Genomic DNA, 24,224 nt, shown 5'->3' with positions numbered 1-24,224 from the left:
ACCGACGACGCCCCGGAGCCTTTCCGAGCGCGCGCCGCTTTGCTGCGAACCTGCCGGATACCGCGCAGGTTGTGCCTTTTGCCGCCACAAGGAACACAGTCATGCTTTTACGATCGATGAACATTTCCCGCCGTGCAGGCCTCAGCTTTGCCCTGATCGCACTGCTGGCGGTTGCGCTCGGGACCTTCTCCCTGCTGGAAATGCGCCGCATGAACGAGCAGTCGCTCGAGGTCGACAGGAACTGGCTGCCCTCGATCGTCGCGGCCAACGCCGTGGCCCTGACCAGCACCCAGATCCGCACCCTGACCCTGCGCCTGCTGGTGATCCGTGACAGCAACGATGTAGCCGAACTGTTGCCCCGGGTCGTGCAGCTCGACGAACAGCTGTCGGCGCAACAGAAGGTCTACGAAACGCTGATCAGCGACCCCGAGGAAAAAGCCGCCTACGAGCGTTTTGTCCAGGTCAAGGCCTTGTATCTGCGGGATCAGCAACGGGTCCTGGACCTGATACGTGAAGGCCGCAAGGCCGAGGCCGTGGCCATTGTCGACGGCGGCCCGTTCCTGGCCAATGCCGACGCCATGCTCAAGGAGCTGCTGACCGTGGTCGAGGTCAACACCCACGGCGGCGAAGCGGCGGCCGCGCGCAGCAACGAGGTGTTCCACAGCGCCGTCGGCCTGGTGCTGGCGATCCTGGCCCTGGTGCTGGTGCTGACGGTCGGCCTGGCCATCGTACTGACCCGCAGCATCGTGCGGCCGCTGGGCCAGGCCGTGGAAGTCGCCGAGACCATCGCCAGCGGCGACCTGTGCCACGCCATCAGCGTGACTGGCAACGATGAACCGGCGCGCCTGCTGCACGCCCTGCAACGCATGCAGAACAGCCTGCGCAATACCCTGCAGAAGATCGCCGATTCCTCCAGCCAGCTGGCGTCGGCCGCCGAAGAATTGCATGCGGTGACCGAAGACTCGAGCAAGACCCTGCACCAGCAGAGCAACGAGCTGGAACAGGCCGCCACCGCAGTCAACGAGATGACCGCGGCCGTGGAAGAAGTGGCGCGCAACGCCGTCAGCACCTCCGAGGCGTCCCGGGAAACCGACGCCACCGCCCACCACGGCCGGCAGCAGGTGCAACACACAGTCGACTCCATCGGCGACCTGGCCGACGAGGTGACCCGCACCTGCGAACAGGTCGAACACCTGGCGGTGGATGTGCGCACTATCGGCCAGGTCCTGGAGGTGATCCGCTCGATCGCCGAGCAGACCAACCTGCTGGCCCTCAACGCGGCCATCGAGGCGGCCCGGGCCGGTGACGCCGGACGCGGTTTCGCCGTGGTCGCCGACGAGGTGCGGGCCCTCGCCCATCGCACCCAGCAGTCGACCCAGGAAATCGAAAGCATGATCAACACCATCGAAGAAGGCACCGAAGGCGCGGTCAGCGCCATGCGCCACAGCAACGAACGCGCTCATCTGACCCTGGAAGCCGCCCGCGCCTCGGGCCTGGCCCTGGACCAGATCACCCAGGCCATCACCTCGATCAACGAACGCAACCTGGTGATCGCCAGTGCCAGCGAAGAGCAGGCCCAGGTCGCCCGCGAGGTGGACCGCAACCTGGTGAACATCCGCGACCTGGCGACCCAGACCTCGGCCGGGGCCAACCAGAGCAACGCCGCCAGCCAGGACCTGTCACGCCTGGCGGTGGAACTCAACGGCCTGGTGACCCGGTTCAAGGTCTGAGGGCCGCGGGCTCCCACGCCTCGCCGCGCGGGAGCCTTCAATAGGCGTATTGGCCAATCACCTGGCGCACCCGCTCCAGCGCCACCCGCAGTTGATCCATATCCACCGAGCCCAGGGCCAGGCGGATGGCGTGGGGCACCGGCGCGGCGCTGACAAAGGGCTCGGCGGTGGACACCGAGACGTTCTCCCGCAGCAAGGCCATCGCCACCTGATCGGCGCGCACCTCTTCGGGCAACGGCAGCCAGAGGAAATAGGACGCCGGATGCCCGATGTACGCCAGGCCGGCCAGCACGTCCCTGGCCAGGGCCTGCCGGGCGATCGCGTCCTGGCGTTTCTCGGTTTCCAGGCGCGCCACCGTGCCGTCGTCGATCCAGTTGCAGACCAGCGCGGTCATCACCCCGGGAGTATTCCAGGTGGTCGCGCGGATCACCCGTTCGATCGGCGGTACCCAGGCCGGCGGCGCGACGACAAAACCGACCCGCAGCCCGGTGGCGACATTCTTGGAAAACCCCGACACGTACACCGTCAGCTCCGGCGCCAGGGCCGCCAGGGGCGCGGGCGGATCCTCGGCGAGGAAGGCATAGGCGGCGTCCTCGATAATCAGCAGCCGGTGCTGCCGGGCTATGCGCACCAGACGCTCGCGCCACGCCAGGTCGAGCACCCAGCCCATGGGGTTGTGCAGGGTCGGCATGGCATACACCGCCCGCACCCGCCGACTGCGGCACAACCGCTCGAAGGCCTGCAGGTCGGGGCCGTGTTCGCTCAGGGCAATCGACACCAGCTCCACGCCGTGGGCGTCGGCCACCACCTTGAACCCCGGGTAGGTCAAGGCATCGGTGGCCACCACATCGCCGGGCTTGAGCAGCGCCATCACCGTGGTCGCCAGGCCGTGCTGGGCGCCGCTGACGATCGACACCCGGTCCGCTTCCACCTGCAACCCGCGACACGCCAGATGCCGGGCCACGGTGGCTCGCTCGTGGCTGCGGCCGCTGTGGGGCTGGTAGCGCAGCAGCGCCTCCAGGTCACCGGCAGCCGCCAGCTGGCGCAGGCCACTGCGCAACACTTCGGCCTGCCCGGGCAACGCCGGGTAGTTGAAATTGAGATCGAGGGTGCCCGCTGCGCTCGCCTGCTGGTCGATGCCCTGCCCCGGCGGCAATGCGGTCTCGCGGACAAAAGTGCCGCGCCCGGTTTCGCCACTGACCAGGCCCATGGCCTCCAGCTCGGCATAGACCCGCGAGGCGGTCACCAGGGCCAGCCCTTCCCTGGCGGCCAGCTCGCGATGGGTTGGCAGGCGAGTGCCGGGCGGCAATGCACCGCCACGGATATCGGCGGCAAAACCATCGACCAGTTGTTTGTAGCGGGCACGGGCCATAGGGCAATGTATCCATGACAATATTTTGATTGTATTGCTTGGCACTCCTAGGATGGGGCCTGAACAGTCCAGGCGCAATCTCGCCCTGCAGCGCGGCGCTTACCCTTGAACAGAGCTGAGCCCCTGAATGGAACGGACATCATCCCTGCCACACCCCGCCACGCAAAAAGCCGCGAGCGGCTGGCTCAACGGCTTTATCGGCGTGCTGATTTTCAGCGGCTCGCTGCCGGCCACCCGGGTGGCCGTGCTGGAGTTCGATCCGCTGTTCCTGACCGTGGCCCGCGCCAGCATCGCCGGTGTCCTGGCCTTGTGCCTGTTGTTGCTGTTCAAGGAACAACGCCCGAGCAGAAACCAGCTGTGGCCCCTGGCGATAGTCGCCCTGGGCGTGGTGGTGGGCTTTCCGCTGCTGACCGCGCTGGCCTTGCAGTACGTGACCTCGGCTCACTCCATCGTCTTCCTCGGCCTGCTGCCCCTGGCCACCGCGGTGTTCGGCGTGCTGCGCGGCGGCGAGCGGCCGCGGCCGGTGTTCTGGCTGTTCTCGGTGCTGGGCAGCCTGCTGGTGGTGGGGTTTGCCCTGTCCCAGGGGCTGAGCGCCGCACCGGCCGGAGACATCCTGATGCTGCTGGCGATTCTGGTCTGCGGTTTGGGTTACGCCGAAGGCGCCAAGCTCTCCCGCACCCTGGGCGGCTGGCAGGTGATTTCCTGGGCTTTGCTGCTGGCGCTGCCGGTGATGGCCGTGCTGGCGCTGTTGCGTGCCCCGCCGTCGTTTAGCGGCATCACCCTGCCCGCCTGGCTGAGCCTGGCGTACGTCGCGCTGTTCAGCATGCTGATCGGCTTTGTCTTCTGGTATCGCGGGCTGGCCCAGGGAGGGATCGCCGCCGTCGGCCAGTTGCAATTGCTGCAACCTTTCTTTGGCCTGGCCCTGGCCGCCACCCTGCTGCATGAACAGGTCAGCCTGGGCATGCTGGGAGTGACCGTGGCAGTGATCTTGTGCGTGGCCGGGGCGAGGAAGTTTTCGAAATAGCGGTTCGGCCCGCCTCGCAGAGGCTGGGCTGGCCTGAGGTTTCCCTCAGACCGGAGAGATGGTCGCCAGCAGACCAATCGCGATGGTCAGCGCCAAGAATCCAAACAAGAAAATCGCCATCTTCGCCATAAAGGCCTCCTGAACAATAAGTTTTCGCCGACGCGAAAAGCAGAACGCCGCCTCAGGCTCCAGCCGGCAGGCCGGTGTGCCTGAGGGGTGCGTTATTCTCAGGCCAGGTCTGATCTCGATACAGACGCAGGTGACGAAGAAAAATACGGATCAGATGGCGGCGGGTTCTGTCGGCCCATGGGCCAAAGCTCCGGGAACATGAGGCAAAGCCGACGTGCCTGGCCCCAGGATCGCCGGCCCCCGCGCCAGCATGGCAGCCCGGGCAACCGGCCATTCCCCACGCCTTCCCCTCGGTTATTTGCGCGCCAGCTTGTAGCGCACGCAATCGTCGTAAAAGCTCTGCCGCACCGTGGCCGGCTTGGCCCTCGAAGGGCTGTCGTAGGTCTGCTCGGTAATGCCCAGGGCCAGCATGCGCATCCAGCCCTTGCTGAACTTATAGGTCTGCAGCTTCTGCCGCGCGGCATACAGCGAAACGCCCGACAGTTTCAGTTCCTGCGCCCGCGCCGCCGTCCCCGCGCCCCAACTGCACACATACCGGTCATTGGCCGGCAACTCCTTGCCCTCGGCCGCGACAGCCACGCTGACCAAGGCGAACGAGGTCAGCGTCATCCACACATTGCGCATTTTTCGATCTACCTAACCACCTGAAATTAAAGTGATTTTGGCGATGATTCGAGGCTGGCGGGGCCAGCACGGCGCCTTGTTGGAGAAGGCAATGTGCCGCTCTTTTAATGGCCACTTGTTCACTGCTCGCGCCGCGGCCGGCCTCGGGCAGCAAGCACTGGCGCAGCACCGCGACATTCGGCCGCCTGCTCAAGCGTTTTGTCCGGCCCCGGGAAACGCCCGTGGACCGCGACGGTCTCCCCGGCAGGGATACCTGGCCGGTAGCCGGCGCTACCCCTGCGGCTGGCGCAGGTAGGCGAACATATGCTGCGCGTACTCGGCCTTGCCCAGCGGCACGCCGTTATGCCTCAGGATGTCGTAGGCCGTGACCAGGTGGAAATAGAACTGCGGCGTCGCCCAGTTGCGGGCGTATTCTTCGCCGGTCATGTCGAAGGCGATGGCGTTGGGCAGCTCGATGGCCACGGCGCGCTGGCCGCTGCTCTCGATCAGCCCTCGATCCGCCTCGGCGAGGAACGCCAGGGTCTGCTCGATCAGCGCCTTGGCCTCGGCCATGCTGGCCGGCGCCGGCACCCCGCTCACCGGCAAGCCGCTGAGGCGCTGGACCGCTTCCCGGGCCTGGGTGCAGGTAAAGCGTACCTGCGCCGCCAGGTCATACATGTCCGGCGCCAGGCGCGCCTGCAGCAGGACCTGCGGGTCGAAACAGCGTTCGCGAGCATGCTCCTCGCCCTTGTCCAAGAAGCTGTTCAACGCCCGCAGCATCTGGGCGAAACAGGGGACAGTCATGGCATAGATCGACATACTTTCTCCTCGCAGGAATCAGGGGGGGGACAAGGCGTAGGCACCGCGCCGATTGCATCGCGCAGAGAATCCTAGCAGATGGCGATCCGGCCCCGACGGCAGCAGAAAAGTACCCGTCCGCCGATCTGGCTGTTAAGGTGCGCCCCTGACGTAATACACCGCCTGAACATGAGGAAAATGACCTTGAGCAGTGAAGCAAAAATGACCGGGGACCTGTTCGAAGTCGACAAGCGCCTGGGGCTCAAGCCCGTGGTGGACTTCAACACCTATCTGCGCACGGCCTTCGGCGACGGCGCATGCACCTGCGGTCGTTGTGTCGCCAGCGCGGGTGACGAGAGCGGTTATGCCTACCAGCACAGCTTCGACTTCGACGGCAGGGTGACCCACCGCCGCTTCGCCACCACCGCCGGCAGCGACGTGCTGCTGGTGCTGAAGAAGGCCTGGTTGTCCTACACCAAGGCCGAGCTGGAAACCAGCGGCAACCTGGCGCTGGACACCGTCAAGGAATTCGTCGAGCCGCAGTTGCACAAGCGCCTGCTGCCGCTGCTGCTGGCCAGCGGGCTGGTCAAGGAGGTCGACGGCGACCTGCAGATACAGGCACAAGCGGCGGCCTGAGGGCTTCGCCAGGGCCCACTCCAACAATAAAAAAGGTAAGGCACATGCCCCCACTCTCCCTGCAAGACAGCAGCGCGCCGGACGGCGTTTGTTTTGGCTGCGGCAGCAGCAACCCCCATGGCCTGCACATCAAGAGCCACTGGCATGAGGATGGGGTGCATGTGATGGCCGAGCACCTGCCGGACCACCAATACTGCGGCTGGCCCGAGCTGGTGTACGGTGGCCTGATCGCCATGCTGGTGGACTGCCACTCGAACTGGACCGCCATGGCCTACCACTACCGCGCCGAAAGACGCGCCCTGGACAGCCTGCCGCGGATCAACTGCGTGACCGGCAACCTCGGCATCAAATTCATCAAGCCGACGCCGATGGGCGTGCCCCTGACCTTGCGCGCCAAGGTCGAAGGCGAACTCGGCCGCAAGAGCCGGGTGATCTGCGAGGTCTACGCCGGCGATGTGCTGACGGCGATCGGCGACTCGATCTTCGTGCGGGTCGATACCGAGCAGCTGGCCGCGGCGGCCCACGGGCGGGAAGCCTGAGCCGGCTCAGGCCCGCCGGGCATTCAAAGCAACCCACTGGCTGACTGACCGCCAGCCCATAAAACTAAAGACTTGCCCTTCAAAGCTTTCAGATTCCTCCCGCAGTAATGCCTGTCCATACCCAATAGGGTTGATGCCATCCCGCCGCCGGCTGGAAAACCGCACTGGATGGACAGGCAGAATCCTCGATGGCCCGCAACAGACTCCCCCCGATCAAGAATCCGCCCTCCGGCGACGGGCACCACGTCACCTACCGAGACATGCCCCCCGGCGAACGGGCGGAACAAGACGCCAGGCAACACGCCTATGAGCGGATGCTGGCCCGCCAACAAGCCTATGCGGACAGCCTCGCCAGCCCACCCCGCAAGCAACAGGCGATGGCCGGCTGCACCTTTACCAAATCCTGCAAGCTGCCCAATGGGGTGATCGACTACCTCAGCCCATCCGGAGCGATCCCCACCGACGCCATCAAGGACTATGGCGAGCTTGTCGTGCTGGGTGGTCGTCGCGCGGATGCGGCAGGAAATATCCCGCTCAAGAAAATCAGCGGCGGCGCTCTTCCCGCTACGCTGGGCAGCCTGGCGCTGGGTGGCGAGGGATTGGCACCCACCGGGGCTGGCGCGGCAACCGGCGGAGTTGTCGCGGGTGCCCTGGCTGGCGTGGTGGCCATGCTCTGGCCGTCGAGCTTGGGCGATAGCGCCTTGTACACGCCCGAGCAACTCGACGCCCTGAAAGAAGGCCGTACCCGCGTGCGCTTGCATATCGAACAACAGCCCGACGGCACGCTCAAGGGCTACGGCTACAACACGCAAAAGCAGCGTGGCTGGGAAATGGTCCCGGTGGTGCGCTTTGTCGCCAAAGGCCAGCAGCAAGTAGCCGACTTCGGCGACGGCGTCACCCTGATCTGGACCCCAGCGGTCGACCCATCCAGCACCTCCGGCATCCCCCCACTGGAGGCCGCGCCCCAAGCGCCGCACATCTGGATCTTTCCGCCGACCGAACAGGCGGACACCATCATCGTCAACCCGATCTACCCGCCGGAGTACAAGGACTTCATTCTGGTGTTCCCAGCGGGGTCAGGGGTTCAGCCGCTCTATATCGTACTGAGCGTGCGCAAGACGCCCGGTACGGTTACGGGTCAGGGGCAGGATATAGGTGGAACCTGGCTTGCTGGAGCGGGCTCAGGGTTGGGCTCTCCGATACCCGCTGGGATTGCTGATCAGCTGCGTGGGAGGGAGTTCAGAAGCTTTGATGCTTTTCGGGAGGCGTTTTGGAGGGCTGTAGGTAATGATTCAGAATTAAGAAGTCAGTTCAGAACAGTCAACCAAAAGCTGCTAGATAAAGGGTTTTCCCCATACACACCAGAAAGTGGTCGAGTGGGATCGCGAGAAAAGTACGAGCTACACCATCATGTCGGAATTGCCCAAGGGGGCGCTATTTACGATGTTGACAACCTGAGCGTAGCGACACCTAGAAGGCACATTGATATTCATAGAGGAAAAAATTAAGCATGCTAAAAAACAGCATTTCTGATTACACAGAAAAAGAGTTCCTTCAACTTTTGACAGATATCTGCGAGGTCAACTGTCAAAGCGAGGAAGATCATTCCGCTTTAGTTCAGCATTTTCGGAAAATTTCAGAGCATCCCAAAGGCTCAGATCTGATTTTTTACCCCTCTGACGATGCTGATGACTCGCCAGAAGGAATCTTGAAAACAGTCAAAGAGTGGCGCAAGGCTAATGGCTTGCCAGGATTCAAAGCGAGGTGATGAGCAGACAGCCGAGCCCCCAAAGAGCAAATTGCTGGCTATTCCCTGTCAGCACTCCAAGCGGTTGACCTCTGCCACATGGGTAACTACACAGACTTGCCCACCCATTTGCATTCGACCTGACCCGTCATTTGCAAAGGCCTCAGTAAGCCTTGCCGCCGTTCAGCGCTCAAGGAGCGCTTATGCGCAGCGGAAATCCGTACGATTCGAAAAGCTCCCAGACGTCCTCGCGATCGAAGAGCCGCCATCCCAGTGTCGTGAACTGCATCAGGTCATCCTCGCCGGGAAAGGAGTAGTAGGCCCCGGCAGATGGATCTTGGGACGTCCCCGTCATGGGCTCATCGCGCTCCAAGCGCCTGATAGCGTTCATGATGAGACGCGCGCCTGGTTGATAAAGTGAAAGGATGTGCCACAGCAAGGAGCGCTCCTTTTCGACTGCCACACGCGCAGTCTCAATGATGCGCCCAACATCAATGCCGGGACTGTCGATCCAATGGAGAGTACAGCCGATCTCCGGGTCCCCGTTCAGCAGCGCCCGGAAGGTCGCGAGAACACCTCGATATTGAGGCAAGAGGCCAGAGTGAAGATTGAGGACGCCGCGTGGCGGAATGGCCAACGCTTCATTCTTCAGGATTTGACCAAAGCGGATTGAGATGAACAGATCCGCTCCCGCATCCTTCAGCATTTGCAGGCCCGCAGGATCCCTCAAGCTGGGCAATACCCGCACAGGAACCCCAAAGCGTTGCTGCAGTTCTGCAAAACCGAATCGATGCCCGCTGCTGACCGGGTCGCGCGATCCGCTTAACCTAGGGGGCAAGGCATTGAAGAAGTCCTGCTCGATCAATGCCAGTTGTCCGAGCATGCGTGGCACCTTCCTGCCTGATCCCACTCTCTCCGAGAGGAATATTCCCACTGTGCTCTGGTGAATCTCGGGCAACAGGAAATTGAGCGTGAGATTGCTCTCCACGTCCCGGTTCACCAGAAAAGCGATTCGCAACTTCAGACCTCCTCTGTCAGACCTGCCTTGAGAAGCAGCAACGGCCAATTCCACACAAGCGGATCGGTCCCATTCCCATTGTTTTGCCACGACGTAGGGACGCAAGGCCCGATCTGCTCGATCAATTCCGGCATCAGACCTAGCATAGTTGCTCTTTCGTCATTGCTACGTCCCCCGGCAGCTCCTGGCCGTTCTCTGCCGATCATGGCTACAAAGCGTGCTGGTGAAATCCGATGCAATCGGTGGTCAGGTCGAATGCAAACGGGTGGTCAAGTGGAGTGCAATTGCGCAGCCACACTCCACTCCTGTCCTGCCCCTTCCACTGCGCGCGATTTCTTTGGAAGGCACAGGCGTGCCGGCTTATTACTGGTCTTGCTGATCGATGGAAACGCTAGGGATTCTTTCCAAGCCCTCATCGAATCCAGCTTCACCCTGACCCACGAGCGAAGCTTCAACGAACTTCCCGCCAGCCAGTATGAAAATGTGCAAAACAACCAGCGCCTGATTTGCCTTATATCCACCCGGGAATTCAACGCTGTCACGCCCCCCCCAACGACCTGGCCCGCTTGCCGAAAAGCGCAAGACTTCGCGCTGAAAAACCGGATAATGGCCGCCATTTCGTTTTGCTCGTTATTCGGTGTTCCCCATGGAAATCAAGGTCAACTTTCTCGACAACCTCCGACTTGAAGCCAAGTTCGATGACTTCACGGTGGTGGCCGATCAACCCATCCGCTACAAGGGCGATGGCTCGGCACCGGGTCCGTTCGACTATTTCCTGGCGTCATCGGCGTTGTGCGCGGCGTACTTCGTGAAGTTGTACTGCGACACCCGCAATATCCCCACCGATAACATTCGCTTGTCGCAAAACAACATTGTCGATCCGGAAAACCGCTACAACCAGATCTTCAAGATCCAGGTCGAGCTGCCGGCGGATATCTCCGACAAGGACCGCCAGGGCATCCTGCGCTCCATCGACCGTTGCACGGTCAAGAAAGTGGTACAGGCCGGGCCTGAGTTTGTGATTGAAGAGGTGGAAAACCTCGACGCCGATGCCCAGGCCCTGTTGATGCCGAGCGCGGGTTCGCACAGCACCTATATCGCCGGCAAGGACCTGCCGCTGGAACAGACCATTGCCAACATGTCCGGCATCCTGGCCGGCCTGGGCATGAAGATCGAGATCGCGTCGTGGCGCAATATCGTGCCCAACGTCTGGTCGCTGCATATCCGCGACGCGCAGTCGCCAATGTGCTTTACCAACGGCAAGGGTGCGACCAAGGAAAGCGCGCTGGCCTCGGCGTTGGGCGAGTTCATCGAGCGCCTGAACTGCAACTTCTTCTACAACGATCAGTTCTGGGGCGAGGAGATCGCCAACGCGCCGTTCGTGCATTACCCGGACGAGCGCTGGTTCAAGCCTGGCCCCAAGGATGAGCTGCCCAGCGAAATCCTCGACCCCTATTGTCTGAAAATCTACAACCGCGATGGCGAACTGCGCGGCTCGCACCTGATCGACACCAACTCCGGCAATGAAGAGCGCGGCATTGTTTCGCTGCCGTTCGTGCGCCAGTCGGACGGCGAAGTGGTGTATTTCCCGTCGAACCTGATCGAAAACCTCTACCTGAGCAACGGCATGAGCGCCGGCAATACCCTGGCCGAAGCCCAGGTGCAGTGCCTGTCGGAGATCTTCGAGCGCGCCGTCAAACGCGAAATCATCGAAGGCGAATTCGCCCTGCCGGATGTACCGGCGCACGTATTGGCCAAATACCCGGGGATTCTCGCCGGCATCCAGGGCCTGGAAGCCCAGGGCTTTCCGGTGCTGGTCAAGGATGCGTCACTGGGCGGTGAGTTCCCGGTGATGTGCGTGACCCTGATGAACCCGCGTACCGGTGGCGTATTTGCCTCGTTCGGCGCTCACCCCTGCATGGAAGTGGCGCTGGAGCGCAGCCTCACCGAACTGCTGCAAGGCCGCAGTTTCGAGGGCTTGAACGATTTGCCGCCGCCGACGTTCGAAGGCCAGGCGGTCACCGAGCCGAACAACTTCGTCGAGCACTTCATCGACTCCAGCGGCGTGGTGTCGTGGCGCTTCTTCAGCGCCCAGTCGGATTATGAATTCGTCGAGTGGGACTTCTCCGGCCAGGGTGAAGATTCCAACGCCCAGGAAGCCGCGACTTTGTTCGGCATTCTCGAAGGCATGGGCAAAGAGTCCTACATGGCGGTGTACGAGCACCTCGATGCAACCGCCTGCCGCATCCTGGTGCCGGACTACTCGGAAATCTACCCGGTGGAAGACCTGATCTGGGACAACACCAACAAGGCGCTGTTCTTCCGCTCCGACATCCTCAACCTGCACAGCCTCGACGAGGATGAGTTGCAGGCGTTGCTCGAGCGCCTGATAGAAAGCGAGCTGGACGACTACACCGATATCACCACCCTGATCGGCATCGAATTCGACGACAACACCGCCTGGGGCCAACTGACCATCCTGGAGTTGAAGCTGCTGATCTTCCTGGCCTTGCAGCAATATGAAGAAGCCAAGGAGTGCGTGGAGATGTTCCTGCAGTACAACGACAACACCGCCGAGCGTGGCCTGTTTTACCAGGCGATGAATGCGGTGCTGGAGATGGAACTCGACGAAGATCTGGACCTGGCGGATTACGAAGTCAATTTCCGTCGCATGTTCGGCAACGAGCGGATGGATGCGGTGATTGGCTCGGTGAACGGCAGCGTGCGCTTTTATGGCCTGACGCCGACCAGCATGAAGCTGGAAGGGATCGACCGCCACCTGCGCCTGATCGACAGCTACAAGAAGCTGCACGCGGCGCGGGCCAAGGTGACGGCTCAAGCCAACTGATGGCCGGACCAGAGAAAAACGCCTGCCGTTGAACGAACCGATATTGGCCTGGCGTCTTGCGCGCCTGGCCGATATCGGTTCGGATCATGCTGGCCCGCCATGCCTGGGAAAAATCCAGGACCTCACCCGACAGGTCCGCTGGATCAGCGAGCTGCCGACTTGGGCTCGCTGGCCGCCAGCGACACCTTCAATCGCCCTTCCCTGCCGCTGTATTGCCCGCAATGGACGCGCCCAGGAAATACAGCAACCCGCCCGCGATGATGAACAGCATCAGCATGTAGAAGATGTAGTGGGCAGGCTGTACCGCCAATACCGCTCCGCACAGCACCGGCCCCAATGCCGCCCCCAGGTTGTTCAGGTTTTGCGCCCCGTAGTACATGCCCCGCAGGTGCTCCGGGGCGATCTTGTCGATGAACATGTATTCGGCGGGAAACACGATAATCTCGCCGAGCGTGAAAATGGCCATGGCGATCACCCAGAACACCAAAGTGGTCGACAGGGCGAAGCCCGCCAACCCCAGGACAAACATCGCCAGCCCACCCGCGAGCCACAGGTTCAAGTGCTCCTGGGAGATTCTTCTGCCGATGAGGTATTGCAGGCTGATCACCGTCAGGGCATTGGTCGCCACGATGCTGCTGATCATCCGGTAGGTGGTTTCGGCGGTCGTGGTCACCACCAGGTACTGCGACAGATAGGCGGTGAACTGGCCGAAGACCACGGCGCTGAGCAGCCCGCCCAGGGTAAAGCACACCAGCCGGCGATCGCGCAGCAACCGTTTGCCCACGGCCAGGAACGGCACGCGGGGCTGGCTTGCCTCGCCACCAGCCAAGCCCCTGTCGCCCCACACGAAGTAGATAAAAAAGAACCCTGCGCCCAGCCCCGCGGACAACAGAAAAGGCAGGCTGATATCCAGCCCGGCCAGCCCCGCGCCGAGAAAAGGACCGACGGCATAGCCGATATTGGTCAGGGTGTATTTGATCGAAAACACTTCGCCCCGGCCGGCGACGGGGAGCAGGCTGCCAAAGCCTGATTTCACGGTGATATCGATGACCGCATAGGCCAGGTTGATCGACACCAGGCACAGGTAGAACAGCCAGAGATCGCGCGCGACAAAGGTCCCGAGAAAGCTCGCGGTGAACACACCACTGCAGACCAGGATCAGCCGGTAGCTGGACATCCGGTCCACCAGGAAGCCGCCATACAGGCTCAACAATGATCCGATAACCAGCGTGCTGCCGATGACCAGGCCGACATCGGCGATGCTCAAATGGAAGTTGCCGGATAAATAAATGACCAGATAAGGCAGGGTGATCGCGCGGGCGAGGGTCAGGATCAGGGACGCTGAAAGCAGCAGGTTTACCGTGGTCGGATAGTTCTTTAGCGTGGCCAGCATCCTTGCCTCATCGTTATCGCCATCATTTTCTGTCGGGGTCGCGCTGCGGCACTCGCTGGAAAGCCGGCGCGGATCAAGCATACTGCTGAACCCAGTTCTCATTGCTGATGGTTTTTACCGGGTGCATGGAGCCAGATTCACGAATAAGGAATGACTATGTTTTCCTCCGAGCGCTTGAAGGGCATCGATGTATTTGTCTGCGTGGCCGAGTCCGGCAGCTTCACCGCCGCCGCCGAGAAAATGCACCTGACAGGCTCGGCCATCAGTAAAAGCATCGCGCGCCTGGAGGGCCGGCTGGGCACCCGCCTGTTGCAGCGGACCACACGACGCGTGGCGCTTACCGACGCGGGGATGCGCTTCTATCGCACCTGCACCGGCGTGCTGGCCGACCTGGAAGAGGCCGAACGTGCACTCCAGGCCGAAGCCAGTGAGGTCCGCGGCAGCGTTCGCATAGACCTGCCAGGGGCTTTTGGCCGCGCCCAGGTACTGCCGATCCTGCTGCGCCTTGCTCAGGATCATCCGGCCCTGATTCCGCACATCTCCTTCTCCGACGGTTTCGTCGACCCGTTCAAGGAAGGCGTGGACATCGTGGTGCGTATCGGCAGCCCGGACGCCTGGCCCGATACGGTGGGCCAACGTTGCCTGGCCCATGAGCGACACCTCTTTTGTGCCTCCCCCGCCTATCTGGCCAGGCAGGGTGTCCCCCTGACCGATCGCGATCTGCAGCAGCACCAGTGCATCGCCTATGGCTGGGTGGATGGAAGAATCAATCCCTGGAGCTTCGCCGATGGCCAGGGCGCAATGACCCGCCGGCAGGTCGCCGCCCAGCTCGTCGTGGGCAATGGCGAAGGCCTCGTGATGGCGGTGATGGCGGGCAACGGGATCGCGCAGTTGCCGTCGTGGCTCGTCCAGCGCCAGCTGGACGAAGGGACATTGGTGGAGGTGCTTGCCCAGCGGGCAACCGAGGGAATGCCAATCAACCTGGCCTGGGTCAAAAGCCGGGAAACGCTGCCCAAGGTCAGGGTCTTGCTGGAGGCACTGGTCACAGGGCTGACACCGATAGCTGACCGCGACCTGGCCGCTAGCCCTCCCCTGTGACAGACGGCCAACCGCGTAACAAATCAAGGCGGTCGCAAGCTCGGCGCAGACGTAAACAAGCAGGCGTTGGAGCTATGATTTGACGGTTAATGGAGGGTTATTCGATGAACAAAACCGCCGCTGCTGGCGTGGCCAGTGAAGTTCGCAAGCTTGCCAAGGCTCACAAGGTCACCACTGAGCCTGACAGCATGAGTTGCATGGCTATGACCATCACCTGCCTGGCCGGCGACTCGGTCGAGCTGGATAGCATTGAGCGATTACTGGTCAATCTGAAAAAGCAAGGTGTGCTGAGCAAGACGCAAACCCTTGCATTTCAGGAACGCTATCTCCAGGAAAAGAGGCAGGCGAAAAAGAAACTTAGCGCATGAGCTTCGATCCTTTCGGTGACTTCGAAACAGCCGGCTATCTTCAAAATCATCAACGCCTCAAAGACCCTGTCGAAGTCAAAGAATCTGAGCTCGAAAGAGGCGACCTGACTACAAAGCCATCCTTAAGGTGCACAAGATCCTGTTTGGTGGGTTTTATCCTTGGGCCGGCAAAGATCGAAATCAGCTTGTCCCGCATCTAGCCGTATTCAAAGGCCCATTCAACGATCCACGCAGTACCGTCTTCGAGCGCCCTGACTTCATCAAGAGGTCTGTCGACTATGCGCTTGAGCTGGCGGCAGACAAGAACAGGTTCCAGGAAAAACCTGGGGAAGTCATGGGCCAACTGGCATTCACCCACCCCTTCCTGGATGGCAACGGCCGTACCCTCCTGCTTGTTTTCATGGAACTCTGCTACCGGGCCGGATTCGCCATCAATTGGTCCAGAACGAACAAAGATGACTACCTGCAAGCACTGAGCGACGAGATCCGAGAGCCTTTCCAGGGACACCTCGACCACTACCTGAAACCTTTCGTGGCAGCCATAACAAGCCGTGACGAGTGGCCACAGATGATCGGCGGCATTCGCGGCCAGGATGGACTCGACAAAGAAGACATCACCTACGAGAGCCTGGATAACCCGCAAGTCCAGCAGCTCTACAAGACCTATCGGGCCCAGCCTCAAGACGCCCCGGCGGTGCCGGGGGCTGATGACTGAACGAGTTGCCCTCGATACATGATGTTAGGGTGAAGCAAGCTCCCACTATCACGGGCTCGCGCTCAGCCCTTATTGAAACGATTTGACCGGTAGTTTGTGTAACAATTGCGCCGCAGTCATTTTTACAAGGATGTTCATCATGTCAGGCAAACCTGCCGCCCGCGTCACAGATCCTACTTCCTGCCCGCTTCCAGGCCATGGCGTAAACCCTATCGCCGCTGGCTCCTCCGATGTTTTATTTGACGGCCTCGCCGCAGCCCGCCAAGGCGATCAAAGTGCTTGTGGCAGCCCCATCGTCGGGGAAGTTGCCTCTACCGTCCTGATCAACGGCAAACCTGCCGCGACGGTGGGAAGCATCGGGGCCCATGGCAACAGCATCGTGAGTGGCTCCGGCACTGTCATCATTGGCAATGCGCATACCCCAGCAGCATTTACTCCTCCAGCAGCAATGCCACTATGGGCAATGGTATTCGATGAGCAGTTCCGTATTGTCGGAAGCGACGGCCAGCCACTTGCCAACGTGCCCTATCACATCAAAGACGAGACCGGCCGGGTTTACACCGGTTTCTCCGATGCGTCAGGACATACGCCGAGAATAGCGACAAGCAAACAAGAAACGTTGGAAGTTACAACGGGTGTCGCTGCGCTCGAGAAGTGGAGTGAAGCATGACCGAGTTCTCGTGCAAGATCCCAACGAATAAACGGGCTGGTTCGGTAAGCAATGTGCCGGGTTACTCAATGCCCGCCAATATCCATCTGTTTGTGGTTGTCGATGAAATTGGGAAAGACGGTTTTTTGGTCAGAAAAATCTATTCATCACCCGACAACCCTCATCTGGTGGCAAAAAACCTTCCGGAATTTCAAATCAAAAATGAAATATGGCCAGAAAAGTATGGTATGCGGCCTGTGGCTCCCAACTCTACTGCCACAGTTGCAGAGCACGTTTTCAGCAGTAGGAAATATCCTTCCAGCTATCTTTCAACCAGCTCTGAATTCCCCCTTGGCTCGCCACGGTTTGATGGAAAAGTCGTTTACATCGATATCGAGAAGGCCAAGGCTGCTGGCGCAAAGCTGGTTACCACAGAAGAAATATTGAAGTCTCTGGAGGAATATAAAAAAGTCGCCCCAAAAAACGTCGCCAAAATAGATCAAATTGCAGGCTGGGTGAAAAATATAGACAAGGAAGTACTGGTCCAGGCTAAAGAGGTTCCCCCAAAAGCAATCTTTACCCCCGGCTCATACAAAGCCACAAATATGCTGATCAAGGGTGCAAGAGTCGTCAGAGTATTTGCCATTGGCTTTACTGCCTATGACTTGAAACTGGCTACCGATGAGTCAATCAAACAGAACAGCATCAAGCCCATTTCCGTTGAGGTGGTCAAGCAGGCTGGTGGCTGGGGCGCCGCAATGGCAGGAGCCAGAATCGGTGTGGTCGCGGGTGCTGCTGTCGGGATTGAAACAGGACCTGGAGCCGTTGTGAGTGGAATTGTCGGTGGCATCATATTTGGTACCGCCGGTTACTTGGGCGCGAGTTGGCTGACTGAATATCTTCAGGAATAAGGACGATCATGAGTTTATTCGACCGTATCAAAAGCTTTATAGGCCGAGCTCCCAAGGAGCAAATTGCTGGCTACTCCCCGTCAGAACTCAAATCGATTTTTATCGACCCTCTACCATCCTCCGCTCCTGCCCTACCCGCCACACCACATGCCATCTCGTTGGAAGACATAGGAGTGCCGGCCTTTTACTGTGCATTGCTGATCGACGGAAGCGACATAGACGCGTTCCGGTCACTCGTCGAGTCCGGCTTCACACTAACCAATGAACGCAGCTTCAACGACCTCCCCGTCAAGCAGTACGAAAACCCACAGAAAAACCAGCACCTGATTGTTTTCACCTCTCCCCGGGAATTCAACGCCGTCACGGTACGACTGGTGACGAACAGCGCCGACCTCCTCCATGCAATTCAGCACCAGGGTTTCGCCGTCCCGCCCCCCTGGATAGCCTTCGAGGGTTACAACCCTTCATGGTGGGGAGGACACCTGCAAGGTGCTCAGGGTTACTACAACGACAATTACTTTTATCCGTTTTTTAAACGCTTGAGTGAAGCGGAGAAACAAGCCTATTACGCCCGCTACAACGCCACGAATGAGTGGATAAACAGTTTGGAGTTAATGGACGGTGAGTGACGGCAGTAGTTGCAAATAATTAACCTGTCGAAACCCTCAAACACACCTTGAAACTGGATCGCTCGCAGCTATGCGGCCTGAGTGGCACGACCGATGAGTTCACACTGCGAGCGGGAAATCCGACGTTTTCAACAAAGTCATTCGAAAGCAGCCCTTCAAACAGTGCGTAGCCGTTGAGTAGAGAGCCCTTCTCTGTGATTCGCACCTGTCTGTTCAGGCGATGCTGGCGTGAACTGCAAATGCTCTGCGTTGACGAGGAGAAGAGTTTGCTTCGCCCTCATTCAGGTTGCGACCGGACTTGCACTGCCCGGTCGTTGGTTGTCGGGATTAAGCGTTCAGCGCCTGAGACTTATCGCCCAAGGTGCGCAACAGATCACAGCCATCGCTGAGCAGCAGGCCGATGGCAAAGCGGATCTGAGCGACATCTTGAGCACCGGAAGCGCAGTCGAGGATTTCCAGCAGGTTACGGGCAGCGCCGATGCGTTGTTGGGCGCAGGTGTAGAGATCAGAGAGTGAAGCGTTGGCGTCCAGGTAGAGGACGGGGCGGTCAGTGTCGTTGCGGGTGAGTGGCACGAGGTTGCAAATTTCTGTGCGGGTCATTGGTGAAGCTCCATGAGTATTTAAGCCCTGCCTCCGTCATCCAGCCGAATAGAGAATCGGTTGATGAGTGAGGCGCTATGCACATAGTTTTTGGCCCGCGATGACCAGTCATCAGTCAGCAATGACGAGTTGAACTATAGAAGCGGTATTCGCTTGGGGACAGCTTTTAGGTGAAAGGTTGTTCGGTTTATCGTTTCAAAAATATGCCGTGAGCAGCTTGTGAATGGCTGCTTTCGGCCGATTCTGTTGAAAAAGTCGGCTTCGGTTTCCACGGCAGAAAAGTACGCGCCTGAGATTGAAATCTGTGTCTTTGGGCTGAAGGTTCAGGACACGGATTTCACGTAGCAGCGTGCAAAAGAGGTGTTTCCACCCATCAATACTCGAGCGTTTTGGGCAAACCGACTTTTTCAACAGAATCGGCCAATAGCGGACGCTTGAGAGCGGCACCTTCCGGCCAAGCAGGCATCAAAGTGAGCATCGAAAATCAGTGAGTAACCACACAAACACCGGTGCAGCGTGGCGAAATACCCCACAGCGAAGCTGGGGCCTTAGATTGCCCTACCGATTAGGCTTGGCATTCTTGCCAGGAGGATAAGTTTCTAGGCCAGAGGCTTTTTCTTTCTGACAGAACTGTCGCCGTCTTTAGTGATGGCTGACGCCAAGAAATTCAGGCCGGCATTGAGACGTTCCTCTCGTGCCAGCTTATCCATGCCAGGGAATGCTCAAGCCATGAGAGGCAGCTGCCAGTGTTCGCACTGCCAATGGATCATGGTCGGCAAAAAATAAGCTAATTGCTTCATTTAACTGCCGACAAGCTGCTTCGAATTTAGTGCAGGTGACTTGCATAGAGCCTAACCCGTGGATGAGTATTTAGCCTGCACCAATAGGCGCGTTGCAAACAGGACAGTGGCGAAACCGAGTGTTCACTCGAGTGGTTGACGACTTCTTACGCTTGGAGTCCCAACATGCCGGACAGTAGAGGACACTATCCCCCTCGAATTGATAGCATCCCCATTTTCTTCCTACAGGCTTTTCATCAGCAGGCGGAGACGTCTGCTTTAACAGAGCGTTCTCTTCCTGTAGCGCTGCAATACGTTCCTTAAGAGCAGCGGCCTCTAGTTTGAGGTCGGCGAGTTCACTAGATAGGTCTGCAAGCAAGTTTTTGAACTCGGCGTCGTCAATATTCTTGGAGATCTCCCGTAGCCGTTTGGCTAACGTTATCGATGAGCTTATCGTCGTAATGATGTCCATGAACTTCCCTGATGCACTAAAGTTAATTAAACAGCGCCTGAGCGCGGATGCCTAAAAGCATAGCTTCTTGGCATCCACTTGGCTGAAAAAATAAAAAATGGGACAGATTCATTTCCAAAAAAAATCATCCCCACTCTTTCAATCTTTTCCCTCATGACTGGAATTTCGCCTAGCGACATTGCTCTTGGTACGACTGCAGCACGGTGTATTGATTAAGCAAGAAATCGTCTACCCATGCCTGAGTTTCATTTTCTGTTCTTTGGTTCACAAGCGACTGCATGCCGTACGCCATCATGTTCCCGGTAAGCGTATCGCCCTCCATAGGGTCATCCCCTCCGTACCATTCCAAAAGAGAAAAACCTTGATTAGTCGAGACGATGTAGTAGTCACAACCGGATTTATAGAAAACTACGACGCCTGACTCAGCCAATGACGGCTCAGTGAAAGCAAGAGCGATAGATCCGAGTAGCGCAAATGATATGTTTCGTGCCATAAGAAGTTTTCCTATTTTCCTGTCCGCTCCCAGCGTAGTGTGCTGATTGCTTTGAATTGGCTAATACCTACCGATCCACGCTCGTTCCTAGCTTTTGATCCAAGCCTAGTCAGTAACGCCACAACCGCAGGCCTAGCCGCCTCAAAAATTTGGAACGCGTCGTAATCAGCATCAAGTAGCACTAGGAGAACGGTATCAAAGGACTGCTTCAAATCGATCGATCCAACCCGCCCCCCTCGCATCCGAGAATTGGAAAAATACCGACCTTTGATTTGAATTTTGATAGTCGATCCGTCCTTAACCTCCGTAGCGTCATAGCCGGCTTGCCTGGCAAACTCCAATTTGAGATCGAGAATCCGAGCAGCCTCATACTCTGCGACCTCTCCAGTAACACCTAGAGGCTTTTTAGTAAGATGGTAATAGCGCTTAGCTAGAACCTTCGCGTCTCTTAGGATCTCATAGACCTCATCGGTTTCCATGCTTCCTTTCCTCGATGTTTCTCTCATCCAAGCCAGTGGAACAACTCGAGCAAAGTGCCGAGCAAAACAAAAACGCCTTCACGGTTAGAGCCTAAGAATTTAATTCAACTGCAATACATTCAAATTAATTATTGAGGCCTACGTTTTTTTCTTTCCTTCTTTATCAACATCTCTTTCGTGTTTGGATATATAGATCCTGGGGATGAGCCCATGACTCGTGACTAATTTGTGCCAAGACTCCACAGCCAAAAGGAATTGAATGGAGTTAACGTCGGTGATTTTTTTAATATCATCTTCAAATACAAACCATAGCCCGGCGCTATGTAGTTTTTCATCAAATTTTATTGTTTTGCTTTTTATCAGCGTGATGGCATCTCTGGACTGCTCGATATTGTAAATTAGCTCTGGTTTCTTCTTTGAGATTTTTACCGATATAATTTCTCCATCTTTATAGATATCGGCAACTTCCACTTGATAGCTACGTCTTTTTTGTTCGAGTGATTTAATATCTGTCAGAACCCGATCTAAAAGCAGACAACCTCGTTCGATGCATATTTTCTGATTAAAATACGCCTCTCGATAGTCAACTTTGTCATCGTCCGGCTTCGCATTTTTCCTTTTCTCTTTTTGCCAAGCAATGAATGCGGATTCAACCAATGGCTCTTCCAGCTTGATCTCAATACTGCCTAAAGATCGCCTCAGGTACTCCATGAACGTTTGATTAAAGAGAAACCATTCTCCATTTTTTAGGAAATATTGTTGCTCTTCGTATTCGATTGGGCAGTCAAGAATTTCCTTCAGGGATCGCGTAAAACGTCCTGAATCTTCGTTTTTGAATTGAACAGTAACGTTGTTAATGTCAGTAATATCGGGATGTTCTCCCAAGAAGTCCGAGATAGACTGAACATCAATGCTATTACCCAAAGCCTTGCGATAGTTACTATTTTCTCCCTTCGCCTTGATTTCATAATCGTAATCATGAAAGCTAAAGCAAATGGCTATGCCATGTACCTGAAACTCTTCAATTAGAACTTCACCGCTTGCATTGTTGAGGTGTTCGAGCAATAGCTCGTCAAGCTCACTTGTTGCCTCGGCTCCGACTGATTCAAGCTTAGGTAAATGTATAATCTTTTCACCGCAGAAACTTTCATCAATCAGCTGGAAAATTGCGGACAACTCCAAAGGTTGTTTATCCATATCCATCTGAATGGAATCGGCAAAAATTATATTGCGCTCACCCCATATTTCCTTGTTAGCTGCCTTGAGCTTTAAGTGGTCGACCGATTCGCCTGCCTCATAGCTATCTTTCTGAAAATGTTGATAGGAGGACACGTCTTGTCTTTTTGTGCCCGTGAAGTAGCGGCTTTTTTTCAGCAATATTGAGCTCTCATCTGCAACATGAATCGCAAGATCGATCCCAAAATCGAGGTGAATAAATTTGGAGAGATAAAAGTGGGACTTTCCTAAGCTCACAGCATAAATTTTCTCTTCGTTCTCTAGGTTTTGGCACAGCAGAACGCCAAAATTAAAAGTATTTTTTGGCTCCTTTATATTATCGTTAAAAAACTCTTTATAGGTTTCCCACCACCAAACATCATTCCCTTTAATGTTTTCTGAGAAATAAAAAGTATTAGAGTAATTGAAAGCCTGAAGGGTCTTTTGCTCAACTAGTCCTACGGACTTAAGCTTTTCTTTTAGTTCTTTAATCTTATGATGCTTAATTTTATAAATATTATAAGTGTTTGACATGTCGTTTCCATTCGAAGATGGCCGGATCCGAATGAGAAATTGCCATTTGCCAGCATGGACTGCAACACCTTATTTTTTGTAAGGATATTGTTAAATAAAATCAGTGATTTAGAGGTTTTCAGTACACCACCTACTCCGAGCCGTCGCGCCCACTGCGACACCTCTACCAGCGAGGCGATATGCGGAAGTGCCGGATATGGAACTGACAAAACTGAAGCTGGCCGCGTGCCTTTATCCGTTAAATTCAGCGGAAGCCTCGTCAACGTGGTGGAATTGAATTTTGTGTTGAAAGAACCAGAGACGATGCAGTTTGGCATGGTCGCTGACCACGATGACGATGCTGGGGCCCATGAAAGAAATCGCAAATATCTGCTTCTGGCCAATTCTGTTGAAAAAGTCGGCTTCGGTTTCCACGGCAGAAAAGTACGCGCCTGAGATTGAAATCTGTGTCTTTGGGCTGAAGGTTCAGGACACGGATTTCACGTAGCAGCGTGCAAAAGAGGTGTTTCCACCCATCAATACTCGAGCGTTTTGGGCAAACCGACTTTTTCAACAGAATCGGCCGAAAGCAGACGCTCCTCAACCAAACAGATAGCTACACTCGTGAGCATTCAAGAGCCGAGAAATAGCTAAGCCCCCCGTAAAATCACAGTCGTGATGTGTACTAAGCGGCTATCAATAGCCGCTCAGGATCAAGAGAGCGCTTCAGAAGTTGCCCGACTCAGAAGTTCGCCGGCGTATTCGCACTAATAATCTCCGCCTCATCCGCCCCAATATTGCGAAACTTATGCGGCAAGGTCGTCGGGAAATAATACCCATCCCCGGGGTTCAGCACGCTCACCTGCCCATCCACGGTCAACTCCACGGTGCCGCGGGTGACAAGCCCGCACTCCTCCCCTTCGCTGTGCACGATGGGCTCGTCGCCGGAGCTGGCGCCGGGGGCGTATTGCTCGCGCAGAAAGCGCATCTGGCGGGTTGGCAGGGCGGCGCCGATCAGCAGCAGGCGGGCGCCGTCGCGGCCGAGGTCGGGTTGTTCGTTGGCGCGGAAGACGTATTGGTGTTCGCGCGGGGGCTGGTCGAAGGTGAAGAAGTCCGCCAGGGACATGGGGATGCCTTCGAGGAGTTTTTTCAGGGAGCTGACCGAGGGGCTGACACGGTTCTGTTCGATCAGGGAGATGGTGGCGTTGGTCACGCCGCTGCGTCGGGCCAGCTCGCGCTGGGACAGTTTGTAGCTTTCGCGAACGAGTTTGAGTCGAGTGCCCGTGTCCATAGCAGCCTTGAGTGAGGTGTACTTGAGGGTATTTCGGCGCTTGGGTCGCGATTGTCGCGATTTGAGTGCCTCTGGAGCCTGAAAGGCGGCTATTTAAACATGTTTGACGGTTGGGCTGTAAAGACTGGCGATGAGGGGTGGATGGGGGATTTTTCGGGGTGTTGGCGGGGGCCCT

Annotated in this window: 22 protein-coding genes and 2 pseudogenes; 15 read left to right on the top strand and 9 right to left on the bottom strand. The window is 57.5% G+C overall.

All coding sequences use genetic code 11. The annotated features are described in order from the left end of the window. Positions 1-101 precede the first annotated feature (101 nt). Together IF690_RS29295 and IF690_RS29290 are read left to right on the top strand one after the other, a co-directional pair. A pseudogene (locus tag IF690_RS29295) lies at positions 102-872 on the top strand (MCP four helix bundle domain-containing protein); the annotation flags it as partial. Next, the gene (locus IF690_RS29290) at positions 867-1,730 is read left to right on the top strand and encodes a methyl-accepting chemotaxis protein (RefSeq protein WP_502710179.1); all 864 of its coding nucleotides are present in this window, start codon (positions 867-869) and stop codon (positions 1,728-1,730) included. The pseudogene IF690_RS29295 and the gene IF690_RS29290, both read left to right, overlap by 6 nt. Positions 1,731-1,767: 37 nt before the next feature. Here IF690_RS29290 and IF690_RS11975 read toward each other — a convergent pair whose 3' ends face one another. Beyond that, a complete protein-coding gene (locus tag IF690_RS11975; protein WP_202700206.1) occupies positions 1,768-3,102 on the bottom strand; it encodes an aminotransferase-like domain-containing protein in 1,335 nt (444 codons plus the stop codon). A 127-nt stretch (positions 3,103-3,229) separates the two neighbouring features. On the opposite strand from IF690_RS11975, the gene IF690_RS11970 reads away from it, so the two are divergent. Further along, positions 3,230-4,126 (top strand): DMT family transporter, encoded by an 897-nt coding sequence (locus IF690_RS11970; RefSeq protein WP_202700205.1) that lies wholly within the window; start codon positions 3,230-3,232, stop codon positions 4,124-4,126. A 423-nt stretch (positions 4,127-4,549) separates the two neighbouring features. On the opposite strand, the gene IF690_RS11965 is transcribed toward IF690_RS11970, so the two are convergent. Further along, positions 4,550-4,879 carry a hypothetical protein gene (locus IF690_RS11965; RefSeq protein ID WP_007924875.1) on the bottom strand — a complete coding sequence of 110 codons (330 nt, stop codon included), beginning with the start codon at positions 4,877-4,879 and terminating at the stop codon, positions 4,550-4,552. A 270-nt stretch (positions 4,880-5,149) separates the two neighbouring features. Further along, on the bottom strand, positions 5,150-5,677 hold the full coding sequence (locus tag IF690_RS11960; protein WP_202700204.1) for a DUF1993 domain-containing protein: 528 nt from the start codon (positions 5,675-5,677) through the stop codon (positions 5,150-5,152). Positions 5,678-5,854: 177 nt separating this feature from the next. Here IF690_RS11960 and IF690_RS11955 point away from each other — a divergent pair, with 177 nt between their 5' ends. The 4 genes from IF690_RS11955 (at position 5,855) to IF690_RS11940 (ending at position 8,599) form a co-directional block, all read left to right on the top strand. Then, positions 5,855-6,292, top strand: a complete 438-nt coding sequence (locus tag IF690_RS11955) for a hypothetical protein (protein WP_502710170.1) — start codon at positions 5,855-5,857, stop codon at positions 6,290-6,292. 44 nt (positions 6,293-6,336) lie between these two features. Next, entirely contained in the window at positions 6,337-6,831 is a 495-nt protein-coding gene (locus IF690_RS11950; RefSeq protein WP_202700202.1) for a PaaI family thioesterase, read from the top strand. Positions 6,832-7,019: 188 nt separating this feature from the next. After that, positions 7,020-8,339: an S-type pyocin domain-containing protein gene (locus tag IF690_RS11945; protein ID WP_202700201.1), complete on the top strand. Its 1,320-nt coding sequence runs from the start codon at positions 7,020-7,022 to the stop codon at positions 8,337-8,339. A gap of 2 nt (positions 8,340-8,341) precedes the next feature. Next, positions 8,342-8,599, top strand: a complete 258-nt coding sequence (locus IF690_RS11940; RefSeq protein WP_202700200.1) for a bacteriocin immunity protein — start codon at positions 8,342-8,344, stop codon at positions 8,597-8,599. A gap of 169 nt (positions 8,600-8,768) precedes the next feature. Here IF690_RS11940 and IF690_RS11935 read toward each other — a convergent pair whose 3' ends face one another. Beyond that, positions 8,769-9,461 (bottom strand): formyl transferase, encoded by a 693-nt coding sequence (locus tag IF690_RS11935; RefSeq protein WP_252189548.1) that lies wholly within the window; start codon positions 9,459-9,461, stop codon positions 8,769-8,771. Positions 9,462-10,242: 781 nt separating this feature from the next. Here IF690_RS11935 and IF690_RS11930 point away from each other — a divergent pair. After that, positions 10,243-12,444 carry an OsmC domain/YcaO domain-containing protein gene (locus IF690_RS11930; RefSeq protein ID WP_202700198.1) on the top strand — a complete coding sequence of 734 codons (2,202 nt, stop codon included), beginning with the start codon at positions 10,243-10,245 and terminating at the stop codon, positions 12,442-12,444. Between the two features lie 187 nt (positions 12,445-12,631). On the opposite strand, the gene IF690_RS11925 is transcribed toward IF690_RS11930, so the two are convergent. Further along, positions 12,632-13,837: an MFS transporter gene (locus IF690_RS11925; RefSeq protein WP_202700197.1), complete on the bottom strand. Its 1,206-nt coding sequence runs from the start codon at positions 13,835-13,837 to the stop codon at positions 12,632-12,634. 156 nt (positions 13,838-13,993) lie between these two features. Between IF690_RS11925 and IF690_RS11920 the strand changes: the two genes are divergently transcribed. The 6 genes and pseudogenes from IF690_RS11920 to IF690_RS11895 all read left to right on the top strand — a co-directional run bounded on the left by IF690_RS11920 (position 13,994) and on the right by IF690_RS11895 (position 18,207). Next, positions 13,994-14,935: a LysR family transcriptional regulator gene (locus tag IF690_RS11920; protein WP_202701400.1), complete on the top strand. Its 942-nt coding sequence runs from the start codon at positions 13,994-13,996 to the stop codon at positions 14,933-14,935. Between the two features lie 104 nt (positions 14,936-15,039). After that, entirely contained in the window at positions 15,040-15,303 is a 264-nt protein-coding gene (locus IF690_RS11915) for a hypothetical protein (protein WP_202700196.1), read from the top strand. Next, positions 15,300-16,018 (top strand): annotated as a pseudogene (locus tag IF690_RS11910) (Fic/DOC family protein). Before IF690_RS11915 ends, IF690_RS11910 begins: the two are co-directional and overlap by 4 nt. A gap of 139 nt (positions 16,019-16,157) precedes the next feature. Further along, a complete protein-coding gene (locus tag IF690_RS11905; protein WP_202700195.1) occupies positions 16,158-16,688 on the top strand; it encodes a PAAR domain-containing protein in 531 nt (176 codons plus the stop codon). Beyond that, on the top strand, positions 16,685-17,578 hold the full coding sequence (locus IF690_RS11900; RefSeq protein ID WP_252189547.1) for a glycine zipper family protein: 894 nt from the start codon (positions 16,685-16,687) through the stop codon (positions 17,576-17,578). Before IF690_RS11905 ends, IF690_RS11900 begins: the two co-directional genes overlap by 4 nt. An 8-nt stretch (positions 17,579-17,586) precedes the next feature. Beyond that, the gene (locus tag IF690_RS11895; protein WP_202700194.1) at positions 17,587-18,207 is read left to right on the top strand and encodes a hypothetical protein; all 621 of its coding nucleotides are present in this window, start codon (positions 17,587-17,589) and stop codon (positions 18,205-18,207) included. Positions 18,208-18,534: 327 nt separating this feature from the next. Here IF690_RS11895 and IF690_RS11890 read toward each other — a convergent pair whose 3' ends face one another. The 3 genes from IF690_RS11890 to IF690_RS11880 form a co-directional block, all read right to left on the bottom strand. After that, on the bottom strand, positions 18,535-18,807 hold the full coding sequence (locus IF690_RS11890) for a hypothetical protein (RefSeq protein WP_103331858.1): 273 nt from the start codon (positions 18,805-18,807) through the stop codon (positions 18,535-18,537). A gap of 1,755 nt (positions 18,808-20,562) precedes the next feature. Further along, entirely contained in the window at positions 20,563-21,030 is a 468-nt protein-coding gene (locus IF690_RS11885) for a hypothetical protein (protein ID WP_252189546.1), read from the bottom strand. A 138-nt stretch (positions 21,031-21,168) separates the two neighbouring features. Beyond that, positions 21,169-22,779: a DUF6119 family protein gene (locus IF690_RS11880; RefSeq protein ID WP_202700192.1), complete on the bottom strand. Its 1,611-nt coding sequence runs from the start codon at positions 22,777-22,779 to the stop codon at positions 21,169-21,171. A gap of 54 nt (positions 22,780-22,833) precedes the next feature. On the opposite strand from IF690_RS11880, the gene IF690_RS11875 reads away from it, so the two are divergent. After that, on the top strand, positions 22,834-23,214 hold the full coding sequence (locus IF690_RS11875) for a hypothetical protein (RefSeq protein WP_202700191.1): 381 nt from the start codon (positions 22,834-22,836) through the stop codon (positions 23,212-23,214). Positions 23,215-23,500: 286 nt separating this feature from the next. Here IF690_RS11875 and IF690_RS11870 read toward each other — a convergent pair whose 3' ends face one another. After that, positions 23,501-24,049: a cupin domain-containing protein gene (locus tag IF690_RS11870; protein WP_062822832.1), complete on the bottom strand. Its 549-nt coding sequence runs from the start codon at positions 24,047-24,049 to the stop codon at positions 23,501-23,503. Positions 24,050-24,224 lie beyond the last annotated feature (175 nt).

The organism is Pseudomonas sp. SK3(2021) (assembly GCF_016772375.1).
Classification (GTDB): domain Bacteria; phylum Pseudomonadota; class Gammaproteobacteria; order Pseudomonadales; family Pseudomonadaceae; genus Aquipseudomonas; species Aquipseudomonas chlororaphis_I.
Note: the sequence above shows the minus strand (reverse complement) of the source record. Positions and strands in the feature narration are given on the sequence as shown.